This is a genomic window from Pseudomonas sp. NFACC39-1 (genome assembly GCF_900110355.1).
Lineage (GTDB): Bacteria > Pseudomonadota > Gammaproteobacteria > Pseudomonadales > Pseudomonadaceae > Aquipseudomonas > Aquipseudomonas tehranensis.
The window spans coordinates 406,912-427,577 of the sequence record NZ_FODL01000004.1; the positions used below are offsets into that span (position 1 = coordinate 406,912).

Here is a 20,666-nt window from a genome sequence, read left to right on the forward strand (position 1 = left end):
CCCTCGCAACGTTCCGTTTAACTGACGGTCAGCCAAGCGAGAGAGCACGATGACCCAAGCCGCCCAGATCTCCCCTGTCCCCGAGCCGGGGATCATGCCGTCCGCCGAACAGGCAAGCCGGGTTGGACTTGAGCAGGCCTATTCGCTGTTCGACCAGATGTCCAGCCGGTTGACCGATTCCTACAGCCTGCTTGAAGCTCGCGTCACTGAGCTCAAGGGTGAGCTGGCAGTGGTCAGTGCCCAGCGCATGCAGGAGCTGGCGGAAAAGGAACGGCTGGCCAATCGGCTGCAAAATCTCCTCGACCTGTTGCCCGGTGGCGTTATCGTCATCGATGCTCATGGGCGCGTGCGCGAAGCCAATCCGGCGGCCTGCGAGCTGCTCGGCCTGCCGTTGGAGGGCGAGTTGTGGCGGCACGTCATCGCCCGCTGCTTCGCCCCGCGTGAAGACGACGGCCATGAAGTGTCGCTCAAGGACGGTCGGCGCCTGTCCATCTCCACTCGTTCACTGGACGCCGAGCCCGGGCAGTTGGTGTTGCTCAATGACCTGACTGAAACCCGTCACCTGCAAGATCAACTGGCCCGCCACGAGCGCCTGTCTTCCCTGGGGCGGATGGTGGCCTCGCTGGCTCATCAGATTCGTACGCCGCTGTCCGCCGCCCTGTTGTACGCCAGTCATCTGACCGAGCAGCAATTGCCCATGGAAACCCAGCAACGCTTCGCCGGGCGCCTGAAAGAGCGGCTGCACGAGCTGGAGCATCAAGTGCGCGACATGCTGGTGTTCGCTCGAGGCGAGTTGCCATTGACCGATCGCGTCACCCCTAAGGCTTTGCTCCAATCCTTGCAGGCCGCCGCATTGACCCACGTGCAGGACCTGCCGATTCGCTGGCAATGCGACAGCCATGCTGGCGAGGTGTTGTGTAACCGCGACACCCTGGTGGGCGCAGTGTTGAACCTGATCGAAAACGCGGTCCAGGCCAGCGGCGGCGATGTTCGGCTCAAGGTGCACTTGTATACGCGGGGCAATACCTTGCGCTTATGCGTCAGTGATAGTGGTAGCGGCATCGAGCCGGCGGTGCTGACGCGTTTGGGCGAGCCCTTTTTTACCACCAAGACTACAGGCACGGGCCTTGGCCTGACCGTGGTCAAGGCTGTGGCGCGTGCCCATCAGGGAGAATTGCAACTGCGCTCGCGTCTGGGGCGTGGCACCTGTGCACTGGTGCTTTTGCCATTGTTTTGCAGTACGCCGGGAGTGGAGTGAGGGGCATGACGATCAAGGTGTTACTGGTTGAGGATGACCGGGCCCTGCGTGAGGCGCTGGCCGATACCCTGGTGCTGGCCGGGCACGATTACACCGCCGTCGGTTCGGCGGAAGATGCTTTGCTGGCTGTGGCTCAAGAGACCTTCGGCCTGGTGGTCAGTGACGTCAACATGCCGGGCATGGATGGCCATCAACTGCTTGGTCTGTTGCGCGCCCGCCAACCTCAATTGCCGGTCCTGCTGATGACTGCCCACGGTGCCGTCGAGCGCGCCGTGGATGCCATGCGCCAAGGAGCTGCGGATTATCTGGTCAAGCCGTTCGAGCCCAAGGCGCTGTTGGACCTGGTGGCCCGTCATGCCTTGGGCAGCCCCGCCGTCGAGGGCGAAGGCCCGATAGCGATCGAGCCGGCCAGCGCGCAGTTGCTGGCGTTGGCCGCGCGGGTGGCGCGCAGTGACTCCACTGTTTTGATTTCCGGCGAGTCCGGCACCGGCAAGGAGGTGCTGGCGCGCTACATTCACCAGCAATCCCGGCGTGCCAGCGAACCGTTCATTGCCATCAACTGTGCGGCGATTCCCGACAATATGCTGGAAGCGACGCTGTTCGGTCACGAGAAGGGCTCGTTTACTGGGGCCATCTCGGCCCAGGCCGGCAAGTTCGAGCAGGCTGACGGTGGCACCATTCTGCTCGATGAAATTTCCGAAATGCCCCTCGGCCTGCAAGCCAAGCTGTTGCGCGTGTTGCAGGAGCGGGAAGTGGAGCGGGTCGGTGCGCGTAAGCCTATCAGCCTGGATATCCGCGTGGTGGCGACCACCAACCGCGACCTGGCCGGCGAAGTGGCGGCGGGGCGTTTTCGTGAAGACCTTTATTACCGTCTGTCCGTATTTCCGCTGGCCTGGCGACCGTTGCGCGAGCGCACCGCCGATATCCTGCCGCTGGCCGAGCGTCTGCTGAGCAAACACGTCAATAAAATGAAGCACGCGGCAGCCCGACTGTCCCCCGAGGCCCAGGCGTTTCTGATTGCCTACCGTTGGCCTGGCAATGTACGGGAGCTGGACAATGCCATTCAGCGGGCATTGATTCTGCAGCAGGGCGGTTTGATCCAACCGGAAGATTTCTGTCTGAGCGGGCCGGTGGCCTGCGCGCCATTGCCGGCAGCGACCGCAGTCCCGGCGTTTGCCCCTCCGGTGGAAGTGGAGGGCGAATCGGCCGGTGCTTTGGGAGACGATCTGCGTCGTCGCGAATTCCAGATGATCATCGACACCCTGCGCGCCGAGCGTGGCCGGCGTAAGGAAGCGGCCGAGCGCTTGGGGATCAGCCCGCGCACCCTGCGCTACAAGCTGGCGCAAATGCGTGACGCGGGGATGGACGTGGAGGCTTATCTCTTCGCCAGTTGAGTGGTATGCACCGAAAATCCATGTGGGAGCGGGCTTGCTCGCGAAAGCGGTGGTTCAGCCAATGCAAATGTGACTGACAGATCGTCTTCGCGAGCAAGCCCGCTCCCACATGAGCTTATGTGAGCATTTGTTTTCTGTCGCCACGGAGCTGGCACCCTTGTTGCTAATACCTGTGTACCCGCTGAGTAAGTGTCAAAAAAATGCGGGCCGCCAGAGAGAGTAGACCATGAGCCAAGGTATTGAATTTAATCGGTTGATGCTGGACATGCGGGCCATGCAAATGGACGCCATGGCACAGCCTAAGTCGGTCGCGGTCCCGGAAGTGGGTGCCAGCAGTTTTTCCGACATGCTCGGTCAAGCCGTCAATAAAGTGAACGATACCCAGCAGGCGTCGAGTCAGTTGGCCAGTGCTTTCGAGATTGGCAAAAGTGGCGTCGACCTGACGGACGTGATGATCTCTTCGCAGAAAGCCAGTGTCTCGTTTCAGGCGTTGACCCAGGTTCGCAATAAGCTGGTTCAAGCCTACCAAGACATCATGCAGATGCCGGTCTAAGGAAATTATTGAGTCATGGCAGAAGCAGTCGCTGATAACGTTCCGGCCAAGGCCACTCCGCCCGACGGCAAACCGCCGCTGTTCGGTCTGTCCTTCCTGGAAAACCTCTCCGAGATGACCATGCTGCGTCAGGTGGGCCTGTTGGTCGGCCTGGCTGCGAGCGTGGCGATCGGGTTTGCCGTGGTGCTGTGGTCCCAGCAGCCGGACTACCGTCCTTTGTACGGCAGTCTGGAGGGCATGGACGCCAAGCAAGTCATGGAGACCCTGGCTGCCGCCGACATTCCTTATACCGTCGAACCCAATTCCGGCGCCTTGCTGGTCAAGGCCGACGACGTGGCGCGCGCGCGCCTCAAACTCGCCGCTGCTGGCGTAACGCCCACCGATGGCAATATCGGTTTCGAGATCCTCGACAAGGACCAGGGCCTGGGTACCAGCCAGTTCATGGAGGCGACCCGTTATCGTCGCGGCCTTGAAGGCGAATTGGCGCGTACCATTGCCAGCCTGAACAACGTCAAGGGTGCCCGTGTGCACCTGGCGATTCCAAAAAGCTCGGTGTTTGTGCGCGATGAGCGCAAGCCAAGCGCCTCGGTACTGGTTGAACTGTATTCCGGTCGCTCTTTGGAGCCCAGCCAGGTCGTGGCCATCGTCAATCTGGTGGCAACCAGTGTTCCCGAGTTGAGCAAGTCCCAGATCACCGTGGTCGACCAGAAGGGCAACCTGTTGTCCGATCAGGCGGAGAACTCTGCTCTGACCATGGCCGGCAAGCAATTCGACTACAGCCGTCGCATGGAAGGCATGCTGACTCAGCGGGTGCACAACATCCTGCAACCGATCCTGGGTAACGACCGCTACAAGGCCGAGGTGTCGGCCGATGTGGATTTCAGCTCCGTCGAATCAACGTCCGAACAGTTCAACCCCGATCAACCGGCGTTGCGCAGCGAACAGTCGGTGAACGAGCAACGCACCGCCAGCAATGGCCCGCAAGGGGTACCTGGTGCGCTTAGCAACCAACCGCCGTCGCCGGCCAGCGCGCCCCAAACCACCGGTGGTGCCACTGCGGCCGCTGGCATGGTGCAACCGGGCCAGCCGCTGATCGACGCCAACGGTCAACAGATCATGGACCCGGCCACCGGTCAGCCCATGCTGGCGCCGTACCCGGCCGACAAGCGCCAACAGTCGACCAAGAACTTCGAGCTCGACCGTTCCATCAGCCACACCAAGCAGCAGCAGGGCCGTTTGAATCGCTTGTCGGTGGCGGTGGTGGTGGACGATCAGGTCAAGATCAACCCGGCCAATGGCGAAACCAGCCGTGCGCCGTGGAGTGCCGACGAGCTGGCACGATTCACTCGTCTGGTGCAGGACGCGGTGGGTTTCGACGCCAGCCGTGGCGACAGCGTGAGCGTGATCAACGTGCCGTTCTCCCAGGAGCGCGGCGAAGAGATCGCCGACATTCCATTTTATTCGCAACCCTGGTTCTGGGATGTGGTCAAGCAAGTATTGGGTGTGCTGTTCATCCTGATCCTGGTGTTCGGCGTGCTGCGTCCGGTGCTCAACAACATCACCGGTGGCGGCAAGAACAAGCAGTTGGCTGGCTTGGGTGATGTAGAGCTGGGAGGCATGGGCGGCCTGGATGGCGAATTGGCCAATGATCGCGTCAGCCTCGGCGGGCCGCAGAGCATTCTGCTGCCAAGCCCGAGCGAAGGCTATGACGCTCAGTTGAACGCTATCAAGAGTCTGGTGGCAGAAGACCCGGGTCGTGTGGCTCAGGTCGTGAAAGAGTGGATTAACGCAGATGAGTGATAATCGAGCCGCTGTTGCCAAATTGTCCCGGGTCGACAAAGCCGCGATTTTGCTGCTGTCCCTGGGATCGACCGACGCCGCCCAGGTGTTGCGTCACATGGGGCCCAAGGAGGTTCAGCGCGTGGGCGTGGCCATGGCGCAGATGGGCAACGTGCACCGTGAGCAGGTCGAGCAGGTGATGAGTGAGTTCGTCGACATCGTCGGCGACCAGACCAGCCTGGGCGTCGGCTCCGACGACTACGTGCGCAAAATGCTCACCCAGGCGCTGGGCGAAGACAAGGCCAATGGCCTGATCGACCGGATTCTGCTGGGTGGAAACACCAGCGGCCTGGACAGCCTCAAATGGATGGAGCCGCGCGCAGTGGCTGACGTGATTCGCTACGAGCACCCGCAGATCCAGGCGATCGTGGTGGCTTACCTCGACCCGGACCAGGCCGGTGAAGTGCTGGGCAACTTCGATCATAAGGTGCGCCTGGACATCATCCTGCGGGTGTCGTCGCTCAATACCGTGCAGCCGGCGGCCCTGAAAGAATTGAACCAGATTCTCGAGAAACAGTTCTCGGGTAACTCCAATGCCTCGCGCACCACCCTGGGTGGCATCAAGCGCGCGGCGGACATCATGAACTTCCTCGACAGTTCGATCGAAGGTCAGTTGATGGACTCGATCCGCGAGTTCGACGAAGACCTGTCCGGTCAGATCGAAGACCTCATGTTCGTCTTCAACAACCTGTCCGATGTCGACGATCGTGGCATTCAGGCGTTGTTGCGCGAAGTGTCCTCCGACGTCCTGGTACTGGCCCTCAAGGGGTCGGACGAAGGCGTCAAGGAAAAGATCTTCAAGAACATGTCCAAACGGGCGGCCGAACTGTTGCGCGACGATCTCGAGGCCAAGGGCCCGGTACGTGTCAGCGACGTGGAAACCGCACAAAAGGAAATCCTCACCATCGCCCGCCGTATGGCCGAAGCCGGAGAGATCGTGCTCGGTGGCAAGGGCGGCGAAGAGATGATTTAAGGTCGTTATGTCTGCCAAGAGTGATGATTCACCCAGCGACCTGATCCGCGCTCGGGATGTCGGTGGTTTTGACGTCTGGTCGCTGCCCAGCTTCGATCCCCACGTCCCCGAGCCCGAGCCTGAGCCCGAGGAAGAACTGCCGGAAATGGAGGAGGTGCCGCTGGAAGAAGTCCAGCCACTGACCCTCGAAGAAGTCGAAAGCATTCGTCAGGAGGCCTACAACGAAGGCTTCGCCATTGGTGAAAAAGAAGGTTTCCATAGCACCACGCTCAAGGTTCGCCAGGAAGCCGACGTAGCGCTGACAGCCAAGCTCCGCGCGCTGGAATCGCTGATGCTCAACCTGTTCGAGCCTATCGCCGAGCAGGACACTCAGATCGAGAAGTCCCTGGTCGGGCTGGTGCAGCACATCACTCGACAAGTGATCCAGCGTGAACTGGCCATTGATTCGAGCCAGATCGAACACGTCATGCGCGAAGCCCTCAAGCTTTTGCCGTTGGGCGTGGGCAATGTGCGGCTGTACATCAATCCTCAGGATTTCGAACTGGTCAAGGCGCTGCGTGAGCGTCATGAAGAAACCTGGCGCATCGTCGAGGACGAAGCCCTACTGCCGGGCGGTTGCCGTGTGGAAACCGAGCACAGCCGCATTGATGCGACCATCGAAACCCGCATCAGCCAGATCATGGCCAAGCTCTTCGACCAGTTGCACGAACAGGCACTGCACCCGGCCGCTGCCGACCTGAGCCTGGAATTGCCAGACGAGCCCCCGGTTGACACCCATATTGATCAAGACGCCGCAGAATCGGATGCTCTTGAACTCACTGCCCCTGAACTGGACGGCCGCGATGCGCCTTGAGCGAACCAGCTTCGGCAAGCGCCTGGGCAGTTACGCCGAGGCTACCGAGCTGGCCGGACAGCCTATCCTGGAAGGGCGCTTGCTGCGCATGGTTGGCCTGACCCTCGAAGCCGAGGGCCTGCGTGCCGCCATGGGCAGTCGCTGCATGGTGATCAACGACGACAGTTATCACCCGGTCCAGGTCGAAGCAGAAGTCATGGGCTTCTCCGGCAGCAAGGTCTTCCTGATGCCGGTGGGCAGCGTAGCCGGCATCGCACCTGGGGCGCGGGTTGTGCCTTTGGCTGACACCGGTCGGCTGCCCATGGGCATGAGCATGCTCGGACGGGTGCTGGACGGCGCCGGGCGTGCCCTGGACGGCAAGGGCGGCATGAAGGCCGAGGATTGGGTGCCGATGGACGGCCCGACGATCAACCCCCTCAAGCGCGACCCCATCAGCGTACCGCTGGACGTGGGCATCCGTTGCATCAACGGTTTGTTGACAGTCGGGCGCGGCCAGCGTCTGGGCCTGTTTGCCGGTACGGGGGTGGGCAAGAGTGTGCTGCTGGGCATGATGACCCGGTTCACCGAGGCGGACATTATCGTGGTCGGGCTGATCGGCGAACGGGGGCGCGAGGTGAAGGAATTCATCGAGCACATCCTCGGCGAAGAGGGCCTTAAACGATCGGTGGTGGTGGCTTCGCCGGCCGATGATGCGCCATTGATGCGTCTGCGGGCTGCCATGTATTGCACGCGGATCGCCGAGTATTTCCGCGACAAGGGCAAGAACGTCCTGTTGCTGATGGACTCGTTGACCCGCTTCGCCCAGGCCCAGCGGGAAATCGCCCTGGCCATCGGCGAGCCGCCGGCCACCAAGGGCTATCCACCCTCGGTATTCGCCAAGTTACCCAAGCTGGTTGAGCGCGCGGGGAATGCGGAGAAGGGCGGCGGTTCGATCACGGCGTTCTATACCGTGCTGTCCGAAGGCGACGACCAGCAAGACCCCATTGCCGACTCGGCCCGTGGCGTGCTCGACGGTCACATCGTGTTGTCCAGGCGTCTGGCCGAAGAGGGGCACTATCCGGCCATCGACATCGAGGCCTCCATCAGCCGGGTCATGCCGTCGGTCATCAGCGCCGAGCACTTGAAGCGTGCGCAACAGTTCAAGCAATACTGGTCACGCTATCAGCAGAGCCGTGACCTGATCAGCGTGGGTGCCTACGTGCCGGGCGGTGATCGTGAGACCGATACCGCCATCAATCTCTATCCGGCAATGGCGGTTTACCTGCGCCAGAGCCTGAACGACAACATCGGCATGGGCGCCAGCGAAGCGCACCTGCAGAGCATCTTCACCCCGGTCGCAGGCGGGTAACCGGCCATGGCCACGAGTCGTGCGGCACGTCTGGCGCCCGTGGTGGAGATGGCGGAAAAGGCCGAAAAAACCGCCGTCCAGCGCCTGGCCTATTTCCAGGGCCAGGTGGCAGTCGCCGAAAGCAAACTGGCGGATCTGGAAAACTTTCGCCTCGAATATCAGGAACAATGGATCGCCCGTGGCAGTCATGGCGTTTCCGGGCAATGGTTGCTGGGCTACCAGGGCTTTCTTGCGCAACTGGGCACCGCCATCGACCAGCAGCGCCAGAGTCTGGTCTGGCACCAGAACAACCTGGAAAAGGCCCGTCAGAGCTGGCAAGAAGCGTTCGCCCGGGTCGAAGGCCTGCGCAAACTCGTACAGCGTTATATCGACGAAGCGCGGCGATTGGAGGACAGACGCGAGCAAAAACTGCTGGATGAGTTGTCCCAGCGTCTGCCGCGTCAGGATCCGTATTGATCATCGGGCCGGGATTTTGCGAGGCAAGTGTTGCAAACCTTGCTCAGACTTCTACCAGGTGCTAAACCTTGTACACGTATGTCCATGACAAGGAAGCCGAACATGTCAGTCGTTACCGAAGTATCCCCCGATGGGCAAAAGCTGACGATCTCGATCAAGGGTCGTTTCGATTTTGGCCGGCATCAAGAGTTTCGCGAGTCTTACGAGCGGCTCAACCAAAAGCCCGAATCCATTGTGGTGGACTTGAAAGAAGCCACCTATCTCGACAGTTCCGCCTTGGGCATGCTCCTGTTGCTGCGCGATCATGCCGGCGGCGAAGATTCGGATATCCGGATCGTGAACAGCAACAGTGACGTCAAGAAAATCCTGGCGATCTCCAACTTCGACAAGCTGTTCGATATCTATCCGAAAGAAGACGCAGGGAAAGACAGCGCGGGAGAAAAAGACAAGCCACAGGCAGGCCATCTCCAGGACAAGCTTCATCCCGGAAAAGCTTGACCTGCAGCCATGTTGTCCGACCTCGAACCGCTGACGGTCCTGATTGCCGAAGACAGTGCCGCTGACCGACTGCTGCTGTCGACTATTGTCCGTCGTCAGGGCCATCACGTGCTCACTGCGGCTGACGGTGCCGAGGCGGTGGATATCTATATTCAGCAGCGTCCGCACCTCGTGCTGATGGATGCGATGATGCCGGTGATGGATGGTTTCGAGGCGGCGCAAAAGATCAAGCAACTGGCCGGGGAGCAGTTGGTTCCGATCATTTTTCTCACCTCGCTGACCGAAAGCGAAGCCTTGGCCCGATGTCTGGAAGCGGGGGGTGACGATTTTCTGGCCAAGCCGTATAACCAGGTCATCCTGGCCGCCAAGATCAAGGCCATGGACCGCTTGCGTCGGTTGCAGGCCACTGTCGTGGAGCAGCGTGACCAGATATCCCGGCACCATGACTACCTGCTCAACGAGCAGCGCGTAGCCAAGGCAGTGTTCGACAAGATCGCCCATTCCGGCTGTCTGAGCGCACCGAACATCCGCTACCTGCAATCCCCCTACGCGCTGTTCAACGGCGATTTGCTGCTGGCCGCATTCAATCCGGCAGGCGACATGCACATCCTGCTGGGGGATTTCACCGGACACGGTTTGCCGGCCGCGGTCGGCGCGATGCCGCTGGCGGAGGTGTTCTACGGCATGACCGCCAAAGGCTATGGCCTGGCGCAGATCCTGCGGGAGATGAATGCCAAGCTCAAGCGCATCCTGCCGGTGGACATGTTCTGTTGCGCGACCCTGTTATGTCTGAGTTTCCAGCGCTGCACGGTGGAAGTCTGGAACGGCGGCATGCCCGATGGTTACCTGCATGACAGCCTCAGCGGCGTGCGCACGCCATTGCCGGCGCGGCACCTGCCGTTGGGCGTGCTCACTCCCCAATTGTTCGATGACCGCACTGAAGTACACCCCATGTCGCTGGGTGACCGGGTATTCCTGCTGTCCGATGGCGTGATCGACACCGCCGACGACAATGAGCAGCTGTTTGGCGTGGAGCGTTTGCAACAGGTTTTTTCGGCCAATCGCGAGCCCGACTGTCTTTTCGAAGACATCCAGCAAGCCTTGCGAGACTTTCGCGGCGAGCCGCGGGATGACTTCAGTATGGTCGAGGTGCGTTTGGTCGCACCGACGCAACTCAACCCGCCGCCGCCGGTCTATTCCGATAGCGGCCAGTCCAGCCCGCTGGACTGGTCGATGAGTTTCGAGTTTCGCGCGCAGACGCTCAGGCGGTTCAACCCGATGCCGTACCTGTTGCAGCTGTTGCTTGAGGTTCACGGGCTCAGGGCTCAGAGTGGCGCCCTTTACAGCGTGCTTTCGGAGCTCTACTCCAATGCGCTGGACCATGGCGTATTGGGGCTCGATTCGAGTATCAAGCGCGACGCGTCGGGTTTCGCCCGTTACTACAGCGAGCGCAACCAGCGCCTGGATGAATTGAACAGCGGTCACGTCCGGATTCATGTGCACGTCACGCCTCACGGTGACGGTGGTCGTCTGGTCATTGAAGTCGAAGACAGTGGCAAGGGCTTCGATGTCGCCCGGGTGTTGGCGCGACCTGCAGACAGCAACCGGTTGTCGGGGCGCGGCGTGAGCCTGGTGCGCCAGTTGAGCCATCAGGCCTGCTGGTCAGACGATGGTCGTAGTGCGCGCGTGGAGTTTTTCTGGGAGGCTCTGGCATAATCGGCGCCATTCTTGATCAGGGAGCGAACAAGTGAGTGAGATTCATCTGGACCGCGACGTACTGAGTACGTTGAAGGAAGTCATGGAGGACGGGTATCTGGAGTTGTTGGATACCTTTCTTAACGATTCCGAAGCACGCCTGCGTGTGCTGCATGAGGCTCGGGACGCGGAAAAGCTCAGTGCCACGGCCCACAGCTTCAAGGGCAGCAGCAGCAACATGGGCGCCATCCGCCTGGCAGAACTGTGCGGCGAACTGGAGCAGCGTGCCAAGCAGCCGTCGTTAGGCGGGATTGAAAAGCTGGTCAGCGAAATCGACAATGAATTCGCCCACGTTCGCAAGCTTTGCAGGGAAGAGCGTGAAGGGTTCCACTGCTGAGATTCGAGCATTGCCAATAGGTTGGCCCGCCCCTTGCATTGTCCTCTCTCGACTGTACCTATGATTCCAGTGCAGCGGAGACCTTTTTATGCCAGTAACGCCCAATACACTGCTTCAGGCCACCGTCCAGGCCAAGCCTCAGGCCGCCGTCAATTCACCGGCAGCGGCCCCTGAGTTCGGGAATAAAGCCTCCAGCTTCGCTCAGGTCTTCGCCCGCCAAGCCCCCGCCAAAGCATCGACGTCGCCTGAACCCTCGGTTAAACAGGTGCGCGACGATGTTTCTGATAACACCGTCAAAAAAGACGACGGCAACGAAGCGTCTGCCGCTCCCGAGCCGACGGTTGCCGATAGCGGCCAATCCTTGCCTGCCGACAAAGCGTCAGCGGCCGAGGACAAGGACAAGGACAAGGACAAGGACAAGGTGGCCAGTGATGACGGCGCCGACACGACTGAAACCCCAGCGGCGCAAGTTGCTTCTGGCGATCCGGCAGTGGATCCCGCGTTGCTGCCGGATATGGCCGCACCGGTCGTCGCAACCGAGGCAACCTCTGCGCCCGTGGTGACCACGCCGACACCTCAAGTCGCCGCCGCGATAGCGCCGGCGGTTGCTCCATTGGTTACCACGGCCCAGGCTTCGGTGGCGGTCGATTCTGAATTCGACCCGGCGGCCGATCCGCTCGATGCATTGCCTGCCTTGCGTCTGGCGATGGAGCAGGGCGGCCATGTTTCCGCTGCCAGTCAGGCCCCGTCCAAGACACCTGCGCCGGCATCACTCGACGGTGAGTCGACATCTGCTCAAACCTTTGCCGCCGGCATGGCAAGCATGCTCACCGTGCAGGCTGACCAGAACAGTACCGGCCCCGGCAGCCAGGGTGGTGAAAAGGCATTTAGCGGCTTGCTCAATGAGGGCCTCAAGGATCTGACCGCTGCTTCCAGCGATACTCGCGTAGATGACTTCGCCAACCGTCTGGCGGCGCTGACCCAGGCCGCCACACCAAAAACCGCCAATGCGATACCGGTCAACCAGCCTATCGCGATGAATCAGAGCGGCTGGACTGAAGAGGTGGTCAACCGGGTGATGTACCTGTCGAGCGTCAACCTCAAGGCGGCCGATATCCAATTGCAGCCGGCCGAACTCGGTCGCCTGGATATCCGCGTGAACATGGTTCCGGATCAGCAGACCCAAGTGACGTTCATGAGCGCTCATTCCGGCGTTCGCGAAGCTCTCGAAGGCCAGATGCATCGCCTGCGCGACAGTTTTGCCCAGCAGGGCATGGGCCAGGTCGACGTCAGCGTGTCCGACCAGTCCCGTGGCTCCCAGGGGCAGGATCAGCAAGCGCAGCAACAGGCTCAGGCTGGGCGCACAACATCGTCCGGCGGGCGGGTGGATTCGGTAGAGGAAGACCTGCCAGCCAGCATTGCTGAAGTAGCAGCCACTGCCACCAGCGTGATCGGCACCAGCGCGGTCGATTTCTACGCCTGACCCCAAGATGCCCCCCCTGTGGGAGCGAGCCTGCTCGCGATAGCGGTGGATCAGTACCAAATGGGTGACTGACACTCCGCTATCGCGAGCAGGCTCGCTCCCACATTGGTTTTGTGGCGTTCTGAAGATTGCATCCCAATCGTGATCCTTGTGCCCCGACACTTCTGGCATAACACTTGCTCCTGCCTTGCCGTGCAACAGTGAAAACCCCGATTAGTGACGGATTATTGGCATGGCGAAGAGCGAAGCAGCAGCTGTAAAGGACCCGGCAACCAAGGGCAAAATCAAGCTGATCATCTTGATCGTGGTGGGCTTGCTCCTGGCCATGGGGATTTCCGTGGGGGCGACCTGGTATTTCATGCACAACGCTCAAAGCAAGCCGGCCGTGGCGGTCGAAGCCGCGCCGGTGGGCAAGCAGCCGGCGATTTTCGAGCCGATGGCGCCCGCTTTCGTGGCCAACTACACCCAGAACGGTCGCCAACGCTACATGCAGGTCAGTATCACCCTGTTGGGTCGCAACCAGGCTGACCTGGAAGCGCTGCGGGTGCACATGCCCCTGATCCGCAATAATCTGGTGATGCTCTTTTCCGGACAGAATTTCGACACCCTGGCCACGCCCGTGGGCCAGGAAATGCTGCGTCAGAAAGCCACGGCCAGCGTGCAGGAAGTGGCTCAGAAAGAGCTCGGCAAAGTGGTGATCGAACAGTTGCTCTTCACTAACTTCGTATTGCAGTAGGAACCCGACATGGCCGTGCAGGACCTGTTGTCCCAGGATGAAATCGACGCGCTGTTGCATGGTGTCGACGATGGCCTGGTGCAGACCGAAAACGCTGCTGAGCCGGGCAGCGTCAAAAGCTACGACCTGACCAGCCAGGATCGCATCGTTCGCGGACGGATGCCGACCCTGGAAATGATCAACGAGCGTTTCGCCCGATACACCCGCATCAGCATGTTCAACATGCTGCGCCGTTCGGCCGATGTGGCCGTCGGTGGCGTGCAGGTGATGAAGTTCGGTGAATACGTGCACTCGCTGTATGTACCCACCAGCCTCAACCTGGTGAAGATCAAACCGTTGCGTGGCACTGCGCTGTTCATCCTTGACGCCAAACTGGTGTTCAAGCTGGTGGACAACTTCTTCGGCGGTGACGGTCGTCACGCCAAGATCGAAGGGCGTGAATTCACCCCGACCGAGCTGCGGGTCGTGCGCATGGTGCTGGAGCAAGCCTTCGTCGATCTGAAGGAGGCCTGGCAGGCGATCATGGAAGTGAACTTCGAGTACATTAACTCGGAAGTGAACCCGGCCATGGCCAACATCGTCGGCCCGAGCGAAGCCATTGTGGTGTCGACCTTCCACATCGAGCTCGATGGCGGTGGTGGCGATCTGCACGTGACCATGCCGTACTCGATGATCGAGCCGGTACGGGAAATGCTCGACGCCGGCTTCCAGTCGGATCTCGACGATCAGGACGAGCGCTGGATCAATGCTTTGCGCCAGGATGTGCTGGATGTCGACGTGCCGATCGGCGCGACGGTTGCCCGGCGTCAGCTACGCCTGCGGGACATCCTGCACATGCAGCCGGGGGACATTATTCCTGTCGAGATGCCTGAAGACATGATCATGCGTGCCAACGGTGTGCCGGCCTTCAAGGTCAAGATGGGCTCTCACAAAGGCAACCTGGCGTTGCAGGTGATCGAGCCGATCGAACGCCGCTGAGCGGTGTCGAACCCTTACGTTTTTAACTGAATTTTTGCCCGCCGAGGACAAATGATGGCTGACGATATGAACACCCAGGATGACCAGGCGCTGGCCGACGAGTGGGCTGCAGCCCTGGAAGAAACCGGCGACGCCGGGCAGGCCGACATTGACGCTTTGCTGGCGGCCGACACTGGCGCTCACGCCTCCAACCGCCTGCCGATGGAAGAGTTTGGCAGCGTGCCTAGAAGCAACGAACAGGTGACGCTGGACGGGCCGAACCTGGACGTGATTCTCGACATCCCAGTGTCGATTTCCATGGAAGTGGGCAGCACCGACATCAACATCCGCAACCTGCTGCAGCTTAACCAGGGCTCGGTGATCGAGCTCGATCGCCTGGCTGGCGAGCCGCTGGATGTGCTGGTCAACGGCACGTTGATCGCCCATGGCGAAGTGGTGGTGGTCAACGAGAAGTTCGGCATTCGCCTGACGGACGTGATCAGTCCGAGCGAACGCATCAAGAAGCTGCGCTGAGTGAAAGGTTTTTTCGCCGCAGCCTTGATGCTGCCATTCAGCGTGCTGGCAGCCGAGCCGGTAGCCACCGTAGCTGCGGCACCGGCGGCGAGTAGCGGGATCGCTGGGCAACTGGCGCAATTGGTGCTCGGTCTGCTGTTGGTGCTGGGGTTGATCTTTTTCCTGGCCTGGTTGCTGCGGCGCGTGCAGCAGGCGGGGCCAGCCGGCAAGGGGCAGGTCATCGACATCGTCGGTTCCCGGGCGCTTGGCCCGCGGGATCGGCTGGTGCTGGTTCAGGTTGGCAACGAGCAGATTCTGCTGGGGCTTAGCCCAGGCACTATCACTGCATTGCATGTTCTCAAGGAGCCGGTGCAGGTGCCTGCCACCGACCAGGCCACCCCCGAGTTTGCCCAGCGTCTCATGGAACTGTTGGGTAAAGATCAGAAGGATAAAAAGTAATGCCGTTGCGCATTCTGTTGGCGGTGGTCCTGATGCTGGCCGCGCCGTTGGTGCTTGCCGCCGATCCGCTGTCGATCCCGGCAATTACCTTGGGCACTAACGCCGAAGGGGCTCAGGAGTATTCGGTCAGCCTGCAGATCCTGCTGATCATGACCGCGCTGAGTTTCATCCCGGCGTTTGTCATGCTGATGACCAGTTTCACCCGGATCATTATCGTCTTTTCGATCCTGCGCCAGGCCCTGGGCTTGCAGCAGACGCCGTCGAATCAGATTCTGACCGGCATGGCGCTGTTCTTGACGATGTTCATCATGGCACCGGTCTTCGACCGGGTGAACCAGGATGCGCTGCAACCCTATCTGGCGGAAACCATCACCGCCCAAGACGCGGTGGCCAAGGCTGAAGTGCCGATCAAGGATTTCATGCTGGCCCAGACCCGCACCAGCGACCTGGAACTGTTCATGCGCTTGTCCAAGCGCACTGACATTGCCAGCCCGGATCAAGCGCCGCTGACCATCCTGGTGCCGGCGTTCGTGACGTCCGAGCTCAAGACCGCGTTCCAGATTGGTTTCATGATTTTCATCCCGTTCCTGATCATCGACTTGGTGGTCGCCAGTGTGCTCATGGCCATGGGTATGATGATGTTGTCGCCATTGATCATTTCCCTGCCGTTCAAGATCATGCTGTTCGTGCTCGTGGACGGCTGGGCCCTGATCATCGGCACCCTGGCGGGCAGTTTCGGCGGTGTTTAGGCCATTTGTGCGGGTAGCAAGAATATGACGCCTGAAGTAGCGGTAGACCTGTTCCGCGAAGCGCTCTGGCTGACGACCATGATGGTCGCCGTGCTGGTGATACCCAGCCTGCTGGTGGGCTTGCTGGTGGCGATGTTCCAAGCCGCGACCCAGATCAACGAACAGACCCTCAGCTTCCTGCCGCGTCTGCTGGTGATGTTGGTGACGTTGATCGTCGCCGGTCCCTGGCTGGTGCAAACCTTCATGGAATACATCCTGCAGCTTTACGGCAGTATTCCGCAGTTGATCGGTTGACCTGATGTCGATGCTCGAACTGACGGATACCCAGATCAGTACCTGGGTGGCGTCATTTATCCTGCCGCTGTTTCGCGTTACCGCGCTGCTGATGAGCATGCCGGTCTTTGGCACGACGCTTGTGCCGACCCGTATACGGCTGTATTTCGCTCTGGCGATCACGGTGGTCATTGCGCCAGGGCTTCCGTCCATGCCGCCGGTCAATGCCCTGGATCTCACTGCGCTGATGCTGGTGGCTGAGCAGATCCTCGTCGGCGCCCTGATGGGCTTCTCGTTGCAACTGTTTTTCCAGGCGTTCGTGGTGGCCGGACAAATTATTTCGATTCAGATGGGTATGGCCTTTGCTTCCATGGTCGACCCCACCAATGGTGTGAACACCGCGGTGATCGGACAGTTTCTGACGATGCTGGTAACGCTGCTGTTTCTCTCCATGAACGGTCATTTGGTGGTGTTTGAGGTGTTGACCGAGAGCTTCACCACGTTGCCGGTGGGCAGTGTGTTGCTGGTCAATCACTTCTGGGAGATCGCCGGCAGGCTCGGTTGGGTCCTGGGAGCCGCGATGCTGTTGGTATTGCCGGCGATCACCGCGTTGTTGGTGGTCAACATCGCGTTTGGCGTGATGACCCGGGCGGCACCGCAGCTCAACATCTTCTCCATTGGGTTTCCGTTGACCCTGGTGCTTGGCATGGTGATTTTCTGGATTACCCTGGGGGATATTCTCAATCAGTACCAGCCGTTGGCGACCCAAGCCCTGCAGCTGTTACGCGACATGGCACAGGCGCGCTGAACCATGGCCGAAAGCGAGAGTGGTCAGGACAAGACAGAAGACCCCACGGAGAAGCGCAAGAAAGAATCCCGGGACAAAGGTGAGATTGCGCGCTCCAAGGAGCTCAACACTCTGGCGGTGACGATGGCCGGGGCCGGTGGCTTATTGATTTATGGCGGCGGGCTGGCCCTGGATCTGCTGGAAATCATGCGCCTGAATTTTTCCCTGCCCCGCGAGGTACTGCTCAGTCCCGGTGCCATGGGGCAATACCTGCTGCACTCCGGCAAGATCGCGATCCTGGCCGTGCAACCGGTTCTGATCTTTCTCCTGCTGGCGGCCATTATTGGTCCGATCTCCCTCGGAGGTTGGCTGTTTGCCGGCAAGAGCCTGGCCCCCAAGTTCAGTCGGATGAACCCGGCTAACGGCCTCAAGCGAATGTTTTCCAGCACGGCGCTGATTGAACTGCTCAAGGCGCTCGGCAAGTTCCTCCTGATCCTGTTCGTAGCGCTGACGGTACTGCAGGCTGATATCGACGACTTGCTGCGCATCGCCCATGAACCCTTGGAGCAGGCGATCATCCACAGCGTGCAGTTGGTGGGCTGGAGTACATTGTGGATGGCTTGCGGCTTGATTCTGATTGCTGCCATCGACGTGCCGATCCAGCTGTATCAGAGCAAGCAGAAGTTGCTGATGACCAAGCAGGAGATCCGCGACGAGCACAAGGACCAGGAGGGCAAACCGGAGGTCAAGCAACGGATTCGCCAGTTGCAGCGTGAAGTGTCCCAGCGCCGGATGATGGCGGCGATCCCGGACGCCGACGTGGTCATCACCAACCCGACCCACTATGCCGTGGCGCTCAAGTATGACCCCGATAAAGGCAATGCCCCGGTGTTGCTGGCCAAGGGCAGTGATTTCCTGGCGCTGAAAATTCGTGAGATCGCCGTAGCCAACGAAGTGATGCTGCTTGAATCCCCGGCTTTGGCGCGGTCGATTTACTACTCCACTGAACTCGACCAGGAAATTCCTGGCGGCCTGTACCTGGCCGTGGCCCAGGTGCTGGCTTACGTCTATCAGATCCGTCAACACCGCGCCGGCAAGGGCAAGCGCCCCGAGCCGCTCAAGGATTTGCCGATTCCACCGGATTTGCGCCGCGACTCCTGACTCGGGCTCCCACTCGATGGCATTCAGCGCCTTGGCTAGCGCCTCTATTTCAGCCTCCGACGAAAGTTGGAAGGCTTCTTGCAATACCCCGTCTGCGCCCGTTTCGGGCGTCAAAAGTTTGCTTCACAGGCACGGGGATTATTGGTGGATCGCTCTCAGTTATTCAGCACCGCACGCAGCAACGTAGCCGACCTCAGCCGGGGTAATCTGGGCGTGCCGTTGTTGCTGCTGGTCATGCTCGCCATGATGATGCTGCCGGTGCCACCGTTTCTGCTGGACGTGTTCTTCACGTTCAACATCGCTTTGTCCATCGTTGTACTGCTGGTGTGTGTGTACGCATTGCGGCCACTGGATTTTGCAGTGTTCCCGACCATTCTGCTGGTGGCGACGCTGATGCGTCTGGCCCTTAACGTGGCGTCCACCCGGGTGGTGATGATCCACGGTCATGACGGTCATGATGCCGCTGGCAAGGTGATCCAGGCCTTTGGTGAGGTGGTGATTGGCGGCAACTACGTGGTGGGTATCGTCGTCTTTGCCATTTTGATGATCATCAACTTCGTGGTGGTAACCAAGGGTGCCGGGCGGATTTCCGAGGTGAGCGCGCGTTTCACCCTCGATGCAATGCCCGGCAAGCAAATGGCAATCGACGCTGATCTCAACGCCGGCCTGATCGACCAGGGCCAGGCCAAGGCCCGTCGCCTGGAAGTGGCTCAGGAAGCCGAGTTCTACGGCTCCATGGACGGTGCCAGCAAATTCGTGCGCGGTGACGCCATCGCCGGTCTGCTGATCCTCTTTATCAACCTGATCGGTGGCATGGCTGTCGGTATTTTCCAGCACAGCATGACTTTCGGCGAGGCCGGCAAGGTTTACGCCCTGTTAACCATTGGTGACGGTTTGGTGGCGCAATTGCCATCACTGTTGTTATCCACAGCCGCCGCGATCATGGTGACCCGTGCGTCCGGCTCCGAAGACATGGGCAAGCAGATCGGCCGGCAGATGTTTGCGTCGCCCAAAGCATTGGCCGTTGCAGCCGGGCTGATGGCCGTGATGGGCCTGGTCCCCGGGATGCCGCATTTCTCCTTTCTGAGCATGGCCGCCCTGGCGGCGGGGGCTGCCTACCTGTTCTGGAAGAAGCAGAACGTGCAAAAGGTCCAGGCCCTGCAAGAGGTCAAGCGTCAGCAGGAACTGCTGCCATCGCCGGCTCGCGCCATGGAAACCAAGGAGCTGGGCTGGGACGACGTGACGCCAATCGACATGATCGGCCTGGAAGTCGGTTACCGTCTGATCCCCTTGGTGGACCGCAATCAGGGTGGTCAATTGCTCGCGCGGATCAAGGGCGTGCGCAAGAAGCTGTCCCAGGACCTAGGGTTTCTGATGCCCACCGTCCATATTCGCGACAACCTCGATCTGGCGCCCAGTGCCTATCGCTTGACGCTGATGGGCGTGATTCTGGCCGAAGCCGAGATCTACCCGGACCGTGAACTGGCGATCAACCCAGGGCAGGTCTACGGTTCGCTCAACGGCATTACCGCCAAGGATCCGGCTTTTGGCCTGGAAGCGGTGTGGATCGAAATCAGCCAGCGGGCCCAGGCCCAGTCCCTTGGCTATACCGTGGTGGACGCCAGTACCGTGGTTGCGACCCACTTGAACCAGATTCTGTACAAGCACTCCAGTGAGCTGATCGGCCACGAAGAAGTCCAGCAATTGCTGCAAGTGCTGGCCAAAGGCTCGCCAAAGCTGGCCGAAGAGCTGGTGCCCGGTGTGGTTTCGTTGTCGCAATTGCTCAAGGTGTTGCAGGCGCTGTTGGCCGAGCAGGTGCCCGTGCGCGACATTCGCAGCATTGCCGAGGCGATCGCCAACAACGCTTCCAAGAGTCAAGATACCGCCGCTCTGGTGGCTGCGGTGCGGGTTGGCGTATCCCGCGCAATCGTCCAAAGCATTGTAGGCACTGAGTCGGAGCTGCCTGTGATCACGTTGGAGCCAAGGTTGGAACAGATATTGCTCAATAGTCTGCAGAAGGCAGGACAAGGCTCGGAAGAGGGCGTTCTGCTGGAGCCAAGCATGGCCGAGAAGCTGCAGCGTTCGCTGATCGATGCAGCCCAGCGGCAGGAGATGCAAGGCCAACCGGTGATCCTGCTGGTGGCCGGTCCGATTCGCGCGATGCTCTCGCGGTTCGGGCGCCTCGCGGTTCCGGGGCTGCATGTGCTGGCGTACCAGGAAATACCGGACAACAAGCAAGTGACCATCGTTGCGACAGTAGGGCCCAACGGCTGAGGTAGTGGTT

Annotated in this window: 21 protein-coding genes; all 21 read left to right on the forward strand. The window is 60.4% G+C overall.

Translation table 11 applies throughout. The features are described 5' to 3' along the window. The first annotated feature begins 49 nt into the window (after window positions 1-49). Window positions 50-1,258 carry a sensor histidine kinase gene (locus BMY45_RS11265; RefSeq protein ID WP_092397542.1) on the forward strand — a complete coding sequence of 403 codons (1,209 nt, stop codon included), beginning with the start codon at window positions 50-52 and terminating at the stop codon, window positions 1,256-1,258. 5 nt (window positions 1,259-1,263) lie between these two features. After that, the gene (locus BMY45_RS11270) at window positions 1,264-2,652 is read left to right on the forward strand and encodes a sigma-54-dependent transcriptional regulator (RefSeq protein ID WP_092397544.1); all 1,389 of its coding nucleotides are present in this window, start codon (window positions 1,264-1,266) and stop codon (window positions 2,650-2,652) included. A 226-nt stretch (window positions 2,653-2,878) separates the two neighbouring features. Next, window positions 2,879-3,205: a flagellar hook-basal body complex protein FliE gene (gene fliE, locus BMY45_RS11275; protein ID WP_047226246.1), complete on the forward strand. Its 327-nt coding sequence runs from the start codon at window positions 2,879-2,881 to the stop codon at window positions 3,203-3,205. Window positions 3,206-3,220: 15 nt separating this feature from the next. After that, window positions 3,221-5,005, forward strand: coding sequence for a flagellar basal-body MS-ring/collar protein FliF (gene fliF / locus BMY45_RS11280; RefSeq protein WP_047226247.1), 1,785 nt, complete (start codon window positions 3,221-3,223; stop codon window positions 5,003-5,005). Further along, window positions 4,998-6,017, forward strand: coding sequence for a flagellar motor switch protein FliG (gene fliG / locus BMY45_RS11285; protein WP_003199086.1), 1,020 nt, complete (start codon window positions 4,998-5,000; stop codon window positions 6,015-6,017). The genes fliF and fliG overlap by 8 nt, the downstream gene beginning before the upstream one ends. Before the next feature lie 7 nt (window positions 6,018-6,024). Beyond that, a complete protein-coding gene (fliH, locus tag BMY45_RS11290; protein WP_092397546.1) occupies window positions 6,025-6,870 on the forward strand; it encodes a flagellar assembly protein FliH in 846 nt (281 codons plus the stop codon). Next, window positions 6,860-8,218 carry a flagellar protein export ATPase FliI gene (gene fliI / locus BMY45_RS11295; RefSeq protein WP_047226249.1) on the forward strand — a complete coding sequence of 453 codons (1,359 nt, stop codon included), beginning with the start codon at window positions 6,860-6,862 and terminating at the stop codon, window positions 8,216-8,218. Before fliH ends, fliI begins: the two co-directional genes overlap by 11 nt. 6 nt (window positions 8,219-8,224) lie before the next feature. After that, window positions 8,225-8,674 (forward strand): flagellar export protein FliJ, encoded by a 450-nt coding sequence (gene fliJ / locus BMY45_RS11300; RefSeq protein WP_047226250.1) that lies wholly within the window; start codon window positions 8,225-8,227, stop codon window positions 8,672-8,674. 102 nt (window positions 8,675-8,776) lie between these two features. After that, complete coding sequence (locus tag BMY45_RS11305; RefSeq protein ID WP_256244292.1) at window positions 8,777-9,172, forward strand: STAS domain-containing protein; 396 nt, start codon at window positions 8,777-8,779, stop codon at window positions 9,170-9,172. A gap of 9 nt (window positions 9,173-9,181) precedes the next feature. Then, a complete protein-coding gene (locus BMY45_RS11310) occupies window positions 9,182-10,888 on the forward strand; it encodes an ATP-binding SpoIIE family protein phosphatase (protein WP_177193339.1) in 1,707 nt (568 codons plus the stop codon). Between the two features lie 31 nt (window positions 10,889-10,919). Continuing rightward, complete coding sequence (locus tag BMY45_RS11315; RefSeq protein ID WP_092397548.1) at window positions 10,920-11,264, forward strand: Hpt domain-containing protein; 345 nt, start codon at window positions 10,920-10,922, stop codon at window positions 11,262-11,264. 88 nt (window positions 11,265-11,352) lie between these two features. Continuing rightward, complete coding sequence (locus BMY45_RS11320) at window positions 11,353-12,747, forward strand: flagellar hook-length control protein FliK (RefSeq protein ID WP_092397551.1); 1,395 nt, start codon at window positions 11,353-11,355, stop codon at window positions 12,745-12,747. Between the two features lie 232 nt (window positions 12,748-12,979). Beyond that, entirely contained in the window at window positions 12,980-13,483 is a 504-nt protein-coding gene (gene fliL / locus BMY45_RS11325; protein ID WP_092397553.1) for a flagellar basal body-associated protein FliL, read from the forward strand. Window positions 13,484-13,492: 9 nt separating this feature from the next. Beyond that, window positions 13,493-14,461: a flagellar motor switch protein FliM gene (fliM, locus tag BMY45_RS11330; RefSeq protein WP_003184019.1), complete on the forward strand. Its 969-nt coding sequence runs from the start codon at window positions 13,493-13,495 to the stop codon at window positions 14,459-14,461. A gap of 54 nt (window positions 14,462-14,515) precedes the next feature. Next, window positions 14,516-14,974 (forward strand): flagellar motor switch protein FliN, encoded by a 459-nt coding sequence (gene fliN / locus BMY45_RS11335; protein WP_047226255.1) that lies wholly within the window; start codon window positions 14,516-14,518, stop codon window positions 14,972-14,974. Continuing rightward, window positions 14,975-15,412 carry a flagellar biosynthetic protein FliO gene (fliO, locus tag BMY45_RS11340; protein ID WP_092397555.1) on the forward strand — a complete coding sequence of 146 codons (438 nt, stop codon included), beginning with the start codon at window positions 14,975-14,977 and terminating at the stop codon, window positions 15,410-15,412. It abuts the gene before it with no gap. Next, on the forward strand, window positions 15,412-16,161 hold the full coding sequence (gene fliP / locus BMY45_RS11345) for a flagellar type III secretion system pore protein FliP (RefSeq protein WP_047226257.1): 750 nt from the start codon (window positions 15,412-15,414) through the stop codon (window positions 16,159-16,161). The genes fliO and fliP overlap by 1 nt, the downstream gene beginning before the upstream one ends. A gap of 24 nt (window positions 16,162-16,185) precedes the next feature. Continuing rightward, window positions 16,186-16,455, forward strand: coding sequence for a flagellar biosynthesis protein FliQ (gene fliQ / locus BMY45_RS11350; protein WP_047226258.1), 270 nt, complete (start codon window positions 16,186-16,188; stop codon window positions 16,453-16,455). A gap of 4 nt (window positions 16,456-16,459) precedes the next feature. Then, window positions 16,460-17,242 (forward strand): flagellar biosynthetic protein FliR, encoded by a 783-nt coding sequence (gene fliR / locus BMY45_RS11355; protein ID WP_092397557.1) that lies wholly within the window; start codon window positions 16,460-16,462, stop codon window positions 17,240-17,242. Between the two features lie 3 nt (window positions 17,243-17,245). Continuing rightward, window positions 17,246-18,382 carry a flagellar biosynthesis protein FlhB gene (gene flhB, locus BMY45_RS11360; RefSeq protein WP_092397559.1) on the forward strand — a complete coding sequence of 379 codons (1,137 nt, stop codon included), beginning with the start codon at window positions 17,246-17,248 and terminating at the stop codon, window positions 18,380-18,382. A gap of 144 nt (window positions 18,383-18,526) precedes the next feature. After that, entirely contained in the window at window positions 18,527-20,656 is a 2,130-nt protein-coding gene (gene flhA, locus BMY45_RS11365) for a flagellar biosynthesis protein FlhA (protein ID WP_092397765.1), read from the forward strand. The last annotated feature ends 10 nt before the right edge of the window (window positions 20,657-20,666 follow it).